Below are 607 nucleotides of genomic sequence, written 5' to 3'. Positions count from 1 at the left end.
ATCTGAATCGTTGGCAAGTACATTGATAGTAACCGCAATATCTTCATTAGTTGCAGCGTTATCGTCTATTGCTACTGGCGCATCGTTTGTAGCATTCACCGTTACATTCACGATAGCTGTATCACAAAGTGCAGGTGTTGCATCATCACATACGGTATATTCAAACGAGTCATTTCCGTTGAAATTAGCATTCGGTGTATAGGTTACTTCTCCCGTTGCAGGATCAATAGTTACCGTTCCGTTAGCCGGAGCTGAGGAAATGCTTACCGAAGCAGGATCGATGGTACTATCGATATCCGAATCGTTGGCAAGTACATTGATAGTAACCGCAGAATCTTCATTAGTTGCAGCGTTATCATCCGTTGCCACTGGCGCATCGTTTACGGCATTTATCGTTACGTTTACGATAGCCGTATCACATAATGCAGGTGTTGCATCATCACACACGGTATATTCAAACGAGTCATTTCCGTTGAAATCAGCATTCGGCGTATAGGTTACTTCTCCCGTTGCAGGATCAATAGTTACCGTTCCGTTAGCTGGCGCTGATGAGATGCTTACCGAAGCAGGATCGATGGTACTATCGATATCTGAATCGTTGGCAAGT

The 607-nt window shown here is 44.2% G+C and carries 1 protein-coding gene; it reads right to left on the bottom strand.

All coding sequences use genetic code 11. The features are described 5' to 3' along the window. Nucleotides 1–607 (bottom strand): cadherin-like domain-containing protein (locus tag SLH33_RS13055; RefSeq protein ID WP_320419546.1); only part of this gene is annotated, 607 nt, incomplete at both ends.

The sequence above is a fragment of the Tenacibaculum sp. IB213877 genome (assembly GCF_034043975.1).
Lineage (GTDB): Bacteria > Bacteroidota > Bacteroidia > Flavobacteriales > Flavobacteriaceae > Polaribacter.
Note: the sequence above shows the minus strand (reverse complement) of the source record. Positions and strands in the feature narration are given on the sequence as shown.